At 45.8% G+C, this 7,000-nt stretch carries 10 protein-coding genes; 9 read left to right on the top strand and 1 reads right to left on the bottom strand.

What is annotated here, in order from left to right; translation table 11 throughout:
* Positions 1 to 85: 85 nt before the first annotated feature.
* Positions 86 to 286 carry a hypothetical protein gene (locus tag B2U97_RS00290; protein ID WP_006956255.1) on the bottom strand — a complete coding sequence of 67 codons (201 nt, stop codon included), beginning with the start codon at positions 284 to 286 and terminating at the stop codon, positions 86 to 88.
* 75 nt (positions 287 to 361) lie between these two features.
* Between B2U97_RS00290 and B2U97_RS00285 the strand changes: the two genes are divergently transcribed.
* The 9 genes from B2U97_RS00285 (at position 362) to B2U97_RS00245 (ending at position 6,990) form a co-directional block, all read left to right on the top strand.
* Complete coding sequence (locus B2U97_RS00285; RefSeq protein WP_054490579.1) at positions 362 to 706, top strand: hypothetical protein; 345 nt, start codon at positions 362 to 364, stop codon at positions 704 to 706.
* A 66-nt stretch (positions 707 to 772) separates the two neighbouring features.
* Positions 773 to 1,264 (top strand): DUF411 domain-containing protein, encoded by a 492-nt coding sequence (locus B2U97_RS00280; protein WP_286823922.1) that lies wholly within the window; start codon positions 773 to 775, stop codon positions 1,262 to 1,264.
* Between the two features lie 2 nt (positions 1,265 to 1,266).
* Entirely contained in the window at positions 1,267 to 1,485 is a 219-nt protein-coding gene (gene tatA / locus B2U97_RS00275; protein WP_286823921.1) for a twin-arginine translocase TatA/TatE family subunit, read from the top strand.
* Entirely contained in the window at positions 1,475 to 3,229 is a 1,755-nt protein-coding gene (locus B2U97_RS00270; protein WP_286823920.1) for a copper resistance system multicopper oxidase, read from the top strand. Before tatA ends, B2U97_RS00270 begins: the two co-directional genes overlap by 11 nt.
* A gap of 11 nt (positions 3,230 to 3,240) precedes the next feature.
* Positions 3,241 to 3,984 (top strand): copper resistance protein B, encoded by a 744-nt coding sequence (locus B2U97_RS00265; protein WP_286823918.1) that lies wholly within the window; start codon positions 3,241 to 3,243, stop codon positions 3,982 to 3,984.
* 26 nt (positions 3,985 to 4,010) lie between these two features.
* The gene (locus tag B2U97_RS00260; protein ID WP_286823916.1) at positions 4,011 to 4,361 is read left to right on the top strand and encodes a copper resistance CopC family protein; all 351 of its coding nucleotides are present in this window, start codon (positions 4,011 to 4,013) and stop codon (positions 4,359 to 4,361) included.
* Positions 4,358 to 5,206, top strand: coding sequence for a copper resistance D family protein (locus B2U97_RS00255; protein WP_286830127.1), 849 nt, complete (start codon positions 4,358 to 4,360; stop codon positions 5,204 to 5,206). Before B2U97_RS00260 ends, B2U97_RS00255 begins: the two co-directional genes overlap by 4 nt.
* Before the next feature lie 17 nt (positions 5,207 to 5,223).
* Entirely contained in the window at positions 5,224 to 5,658 is a 435-nt protein-coding gene (locus B2U97_RS00250) for a YybH family protein (protein ID WP_286823912.1), read from the top strand.
* Positions 5,659 to 5,679: 21 nt separating this feature from the next.
* Positions 5,680 to 6,990 (top strand): APC family permease, encoded by a 1,311-nt coding sequence (locus tag B2U97_RS00245; protein ID WP_286823910.1) that lies wholly within the window; start codon positions 5,680 to 5,682, stop codon positions 6,988 to 6,990.
* Positions 6,991 to 7,000: the final 10 nt, after the last annotated feature.

Genomic DNA, 7,000 nt, shown 5'->3' with positions numbered 1-7,000 from the left:
AACCATTAAATCCGTATACCCATAAATTCGTGCTTCTGATCAGAGATGAAAAGCTATACTTGTTGCTTTGGTTAAAGTGAATTAGCTATTTATCAACATTTTTCCATGGGCCGAACGCTATAAAGTAAAGAAGAATGATATTTGCGATAGGGATAACAATCAGAAGACCCAATGGACCAGGGTAGCCAACTCGTTGGCAGATACGCCATGCGGGAACAATAAAAATAGCTCCCACAATCAGCATCCATAGAAAGCCCATACCTGCGAACATTTCGTGATTCATCATTATCTGCTCCTTATTTGACATGCGTTAAAATGACGTTAGACTGAAGTTTATTAAATTGCAAAAAGCAGGGTGCTCGTGCTAATTCGAATTCTGTTATTAATGACAGTGCTATTGGTGTCGATGTCGTTTTCGCAAACGGCAGATGCTCACGCATGTCATGGTAAAGGACAAATGCAGCACAGCATGATGCAAAAAGCAGACGTAAGCGACTGCGAACATGAGAAGCAAAAGCACAACTCGTGCTGTGCTGACATGACAATTCGGCATTGCTCCGGCGGCTCGGTTTTATTTGTCGGACAGTCTTCTTCGGTTAATGCTGCTGCAGTTAACCTCTCTGCCAAAGTCGATGCGCCCATCGACACCTCAATTCGTGCTAAACACGCGTCTAATTTATTCCGTCCCCCAATAATTACCGCTTAATAAGTTACTAGAAATTTAACACACGCTCGGCGTGTTTCCTTAAAACTTACTAATCGGTGAATAATTATGTCTATCAAACGCAATATCGCTGTTTTGGCGATGCTGTTTTCCGTGTCTGTATCTGCAACCGATGTAGAAGAGCAGCAACTAACCGTTCTAAAAGATCCCAACTGCGGTTGCTGTGAAAAGTGGTTACAAGCTTTACCCGATAGCTTTAGTGTGTCCGTACAACATCCGAACAACCTGACCCAACGAAAACGTGACTCCGGTATTAGTGCCGAGGTCCAATCCTGTCATACCGCTATTTCTAGTAATGGCTATGTCTTTGAGGGGCACGTTCCTCCTACATTGGTTTTTCATTATTTAGCGGGGAAAAAGTCAGCTAATGGCATTGGCTTAACTGTTCCTGGCATGCCTGTAGGTTCTGTTGGCATGGAGATGGGGACTCGGTTTCAGCCTTATACAGTCTATGAAATCAAAAAAGACGGCTCAGTGACACCCTATCAGCAGATAGCAAGTTTAGAAGAACAGCAAGCCCTCTCAAATGGAGGGCTTTAGATATGGGATTTGGCGGCATGAGTATGGTTCAGTTAGGAATTTTACTGGTTATCGTCATACTTCTTTTTGGTAGCAAAAAGCTACGAACCCTGGGCTCCGATATTGGTAGTGCGATAAAAGGGTTTAAATCATCGATTTCTGATGAACCGTCTGATAAGGAAAAGGACATTCAACGTCATCAAAATTTAACCTCAAAAGAGGAGCGTCATCATGAACAATGAGTTTAATAAAGGGCGTCGAAAGTTTATTAAATCTGCATTCACTGTGGCGTCTGCTTTAGCAATCGCCAAAGTAGCACCGACTTGGGCCGTCTCTCAGGGACGCAGTTTTAAAGATCAGATCCTGACAAACGATGAGATTGATCTCACCATTGCAAAGTCCCCACTGCTCGTGGGAAATAAGGTAGGAACACCGATAACCATCAATGGCCAAATGCCGGGTCCTTTAATCCGTTTAAAAGAAGGACAGCGAGCAAAGTTAAACGTGACTAACCGATTGTCGGAAGACACGTCAATTCACTGGCACGGAATTATATTGCCCGAGAACATGGATGGCGTGCCTGGCGTATCTTTCGAAGGTATAAAGCCAGGACGAACGTTTAAGTACCGCTACGATGTCGAGCAAAACGGAACTTATTGGTATCACAGCCACTCCGGTTTGCAGGAGCAACTTGGACACCTGGGACCGTTAGTGATTGAACCGAAAGACGGAGATATTGGTGCTGATAGAGAACATACCATTATTCTCAGCGACTGGACATTCGAAGATCCGGATACCGTTTTTCGTAATTTGAAAGTTGCGGAGGGGTACTATAACTATCAAAAACGTACAATATTTGAGACCTTCGAGGACGTGCGACAGCAAGGGTTAGAGAAAACCTGGAAACAACGAGAGATGTGGGGGCAAATGCGAATGAGCCCTCGTGATATTGCTGATGTGACGGGCAGTACTTATACCTACCTGATGAATGGTCGCGATTCGGCGATGAACTGGTCCGCATTGTTTAAGCCTGGCGAGAAAGTACGCCTTCGTATCATTAACGGCTCTGCGATGAGCTTTTTCGATGTGCGTATTCCGGGACTTGAAATGACGGTTGTGGCAGCGGATGGTCAACCTATTAAGCCGGTGCCAGTTGATGAATTCCGTATTGGTGTTGCTGAGACTTACGATGTCATAGTCGAGCCTAAGCAAAACAAGCCTTACACCATTTTTGCTGAGAGCTTTGATCGAAGTGGTTATGTCAGAGGAACATTAACGCCAGAACTTGGTCTTGAGGCTGAAGTACCTGAGCTACGGCAAGTTCCTGAGAGGGGTATGGCCGCTATGGGTATGGGAGCCATGGCGATGTCAGGTGATATGAATGGTAAAGAGATGAAGATGGGCGGGCATGGTAGCCACATGGATCATAAAATGGCTCATAAAACCAAACTTCCCGTAGAAAACATCAAAATTGAGCATCGTGAAGGAGGACATGGCGCCGCAGCTGCCATGATTGCAACGAATCCCACAAGTCGTCTTCATGAGCCTGGAATAGGGTTAGAAAATGTCGACCATAGAGTATTAGTTTACAGCGACTTGATTGGTGCTAAAGAGTGGCCCGATACACGTGAGCCTGAACGCCAAATCGAACTGCATTTAACCGGCAATATGGAGCGATACATGTGGTCGTTCGATGGAAAAAAATATACCGAAGTCGATGGCCCAGTCCAATTCCATCACGGTGAGCGTCTTAGACTTGTGATGGTTAACGACACCATGATGGACCATCCTATACATTTACATGGCATGTGGATGGAACTTGAAAATGGTCAGTACCCTCGTCCCCGGAAGCACACCATCAGCCTGAAACCGAGTGAAAAAGTGTCGTTATTGATAACGGCGGACGCTCCGGGTAGTTGGGCGTTCCATTGTCACCTGTTGTATCACATGAAAGCGGGTATGTTCCGTGTGGTCAATGTCGCATAAGGAGGACGATTATGTACGGTAAATCACTATTAATGGGTGCGGCGTTGTTGCCTGGTTTAGCAGTCGCTGGACATGCGAAAGAGGACTGGCCTGAACCCGTCAAAGAATATTACACCGGGCAAGTACTGTTCGATCGGTTGGAGTTAACGCGAACCAACGAGGAAGAGAACCTAGCTGTCTGGGACATGATGGCTTGGTATGGCGGTGACTATCACCGAGCTGTTTTCAAGAGTGAAGGGGAGAATGTTCAAGACGACGGCGAGCCCACTGACTTGGAAAGTGCTGAACTGCTGTATGGATATCTGGTGTCTCCGTTTTGGTCGTTTCAGGCCGGTGTTGGTACGCGAGGCACCTTATCGTCGGATGCGTCGATGGAAAACTATGCGGTCGTAAGTTTTATGGGGTTGGCGCCGTACTGGTTTGAAATGGATAATTCTTTGATGATGAACGAAGAAGGCGATGTTCAATTTGTTAGCGAAACCGAGTACGAGTGGCAGCTTACACAAACCTCGTACTTACAACCTCGCATTGAGTTAACAGCCAACCTGACAGATTCAGACAAATATGAACGGCAAAGTGGCTTGAGCAACTTGCGCGTGGGGTTGCGTTATCGTCACGAAATAAGTCGTGAATTTGCCCCTTACATTGGTGTTTATTGGAACGGCGCGTTAGGCAACACGGCAGACCAAATGAAACGCATGGGTGAAGATACCACAGAAACAGGCGTGGTCCTTGGGGCCAGAGTTTGGTTTTAATTGATAATAAGCAAAGAGGAAACAACATGAAAAACATACTTAAATTAGCCTTCGGTACCGCGTTATTTTTTAGTGCATGGGCCAGCGCCCACGTAGGCCTAACATCCAGTAGCCCGGAGGACGGTGCGACTTTGTCCGAGTCACCTACGGAAATTACGATGAATTTTTCCGGTGATGTTCGTCTGGCTAAAATTATGCTGCACTCAGATGACGGTAAAATGCATCCGCTGGACTTTTCGATGAGCATGACTCCCAAAGCAGCGTACGAAATTGCTGTTAAAAACAATTTGGCGTCAGGTGGTTATACGGTTTATTGGACGGCAATGGGTGGGGACAGTCATAAAATATCGGGTGATTTTAGCTTTGAGGTGAAATGATGACCCTTTGGAGTGTGGCCAGCGTTTTAACGTTGGCCTTTATATTCTGGCTTAACGCGGTGATTACTGCCTCGCCTTATATCGTTTATTTGTCCGGTTTAAAAAAGCAGTCTGAACGAAAGAATAGCGTTGTTGCGTTGCTTCTATTACTGGCAAGCCTTCTGTATTTTTTTCTGAAAGTCGGTAGTTTTGCTGCTGAAGGCTTTGTCGGAATGATTGACACGACCTACATGCAATTTATATGGACCGGCCCTGTTGGGTTGTTCATCCAACTTCAGGTAACCATTGCTGTTGCCTGGATTATTTATTCTATTGTTAAGGTAACAAGCATACAGTGGATGCTATATGTTGTGGCGGTTGGACTCATGGGATGGAGTTTTTTAAGTATCGGGCACGGCAGTGACGTCGTCTGGTGGGGAAAGCTAGCGCTTTTAATACATCTGTTAGTCGCCTGGGTCTGGTTTGGCAGTCTGAATTCACTGCGTAAGCTGGCAACCTCCGTATCACTTAATAAAGCGAAAATTATTATGGAGCGTTTTGGAGGGCATATGTCTGTAGCGGTTCCGATACTCCTGATTGCGGGTGTGGTTATGTATCGAAGTGCAACCGGACAATGGATACCAGAGCTGCCATTAACCTCATACGACACGGTATTGCTGGCGAAACTTGTGTTTGTAGCGTTGATTCTTCTTGTCGCCGCACGGCATAAGTTAACGTTGGTCCCCCAGTTAAATAGTGAGTCAGCTGCGAAGCGACTTAAACAATCGATAACGGCAGAAATGGTATTGGCTGTCACTATTTTTATCCTGGCCTCTGCGCTAAGCAGCGCGTTTTCTCCTGGTTAATGTAAGGAATAAGAAGAATGAAATTACTTGTGAGTGTTTTTATGGTTTCGGTAATGTTTATTTCAGCGCCCAGTAGTGCCGAAAAACTATCTGAGCCGACCGCTGTGCTTGATGCATTTCGAACTGCTTTGACTGAAGGTGACACGGAGGTCGTTAAAGACGTGCTTTCCGATGATGTGCTTATCTTTGAAGGTGGTGGCGTTGAACGGTCCCTGGCTGAATACAGTGCTCATCATCTTAAGTCAGATATCAAATTTAGCCAGGAGGTTCCTTCAAAACTGATTGAAAGAACACGATATGAAGTGGATAGCCTTGCTGTGATCACTTCTCGATATAGTATTTCCGGGGCGTACAACGGGCGTGAGATTGATTTAACGATGAATGAAACTGTAACCGTTTCACATACCCCGGAGTCTGGCTGGAAAATTATCCGGATTCACTGGTCCAACTAACGTCAACCACAGGAGCTGATTATGGCGGAACACGATCACGAACACGGACATCAGGATTATCAGAAAGGAAGCCTGAGTCTTTGGGGGGCGGTGTCGCTGGGGACTGGTGTCATGATTGGCGCTGGTATTTTTGCACTGACAGGACAAGTTGCTCAGCTAGCAAGAGAGTGGTTTGTACTGGCGTTTGTGTGCGGCGGTATCATTGCCGGTTTCAGCGCCTATTCGTATGTGAAACTGGCCAAAGCATACCCGTCAGCGGGGGGCATTGCGATGTTCCTCAGTAAAGCCTATGGGAAAGGAAGTGTGACGGCAATATTCGCACTCTTGATGTACTTTTCTATGGTGATTAATGAAAGTTTAGTCGCTCGGACATTTGCGTCCTACACCAGCCAGTTAATTTCTTTTGAAGCGCAGTGGCTTGTCCCGTTGTTGGCGGTTGGTTTGCTGGTCTTTGCGTTTTTTATCAATATTTTGAGTAATCAGTTTATTCAAACGTTCTCGTTTTTTATGGCCTTTGTTAAAGCTTTAGGATTGGTGATTTTAGCGGCTGGTGGTTTGTGGGCCTCAGGCATTCAGTTTGAATCGATATCGGCTATTCCGGAAGAAGCTTCGGGTGGCGGTATTTTAGCAGGGATTGCTTTAAGCATACTTGCGTATAAAGGGTTTACAACAATAACCAATAGTGGCGGTGAAATTGTTGAGCCTAAGAGAAATGTCGGGCGTGCCATTATTATTTCGTTGATTATCTGCGCATTAATATATGTTCTGGTCACTCTGGCGGTTGGCTCGAGCCTGTCCATAGATGAGATTGTGAAAGCGAAAGATTATGCGCTTGCTGAAGCGGCCAAACCCGTCTATGGCGAGACCGGACTTTGGGTGACGGTCGCTTTTGCAATTGTCGCAACGGTATCCGGTGTGATCGCCAGCGCGTTTGCCGTCTCAAGAATGTTGGCTATGTTGACCAATATGAAGCTTGTGCCACACAGTCATTTTGGGATGCCCGGTTCTATTCAAAAGCACACACTGGTTTACACCATTGTTATGGCTATGATCCTAGCCGCTTTTTTCGATTTGAGCCGAATCGCTTCGCTTGGTGCCATTTTTTATATCGTTATGGACATTGCGATCCACTGGGGGGTATTGCGACATCTTAGACAAAAAGTGAATGCCAATATTTACATACTTGTCAGCGCAATCACGCTAGATGTCATCGTTTTAGCCGCTTTTATATGGGTGAAATGGACAAGCGATCCGCTGGTTATTTGGGCGTCTCTTATCGGTATGGCATTGATTGCCGCTGGTGAGATTTTGTTTTTACGTAAAAAGCGTTAAAAAAAAGAGC

It is taken from the genome of Idiomarina sp. UBA3176, assembly GCF_002364295.1.
In the GTDB taxonomy this organism is placed as follows: domain Bacteria; phylum Pseudomonadota; class Gammaproteobacteria; order Enterobacterales; family Alteromonadaceae; genus Idiomarina; species Idiomarina loihiensis.
This window is presented reverse-complemented; position numbering and strand designations above follow the sequence as displayed.

Coding starts and splice junctions, on each gene's coding strand:
- B2U97_RS00290 (WP_006956255.1), bottom strand. CDS start 286: ATGATGAATCACGAAATGTTCGCAGGTATGGGCTTTCTATGGATGCTG.
- B2U97_RS00280 (WP_286823922.1), top strand. CDS start 773: ATGTCTATCAAACGCAATATCGCTGTTTTGGCGATGCTGTTTTCCGTG.
- tatA (WP_286823921.1), top strand. CDS start 1,267: ATGGGATTTGGCGGCATGAGTATGGTTCAGTTAGGAATTTTACTGGTT.
- B2U97_RS00270 (WP_286823920.1), top strand. CDS start 1,475: ATGAACAATGAGTTTAATAAAGGGCGTCGAAAGTTTATTAAATCTGCA.
- B2U97_RS00265 (WP_286823918.1), top strand. CDS start 3,241: ATGTACGGTAAATCACTATTAATGGGTGCGGCGTTGTTGCCTGGTTTA.
- B2U97_RS00260 (WP_286823916.1), top strand. CDS start 4,011: ATGAAAAACATACTTAAATTAGCCTTCGGTACCGCGTTATTTTTTAGT.
- B2U97_RS00255 (WP_286830127.1), top strand. CDS start 4,358: ATGATGACCCTTTGGAGTGTGGCCAGCGTTTTAACGTTGGCCTTTATA.
- B2U97_RS00250 (WP_286823912.1), top strand. CDS start 5,224: ATGAAATTACTTGTGAGTGTTTTTATGGTTTCGGTAATGTTTATTTCA.
- B2U97_RS00245 (WP_286823910.1), top strand. CDS start 5,680: ATGGCGGAACACGATCACGAACACGGACATCAGGATTATCAGAAAGGA.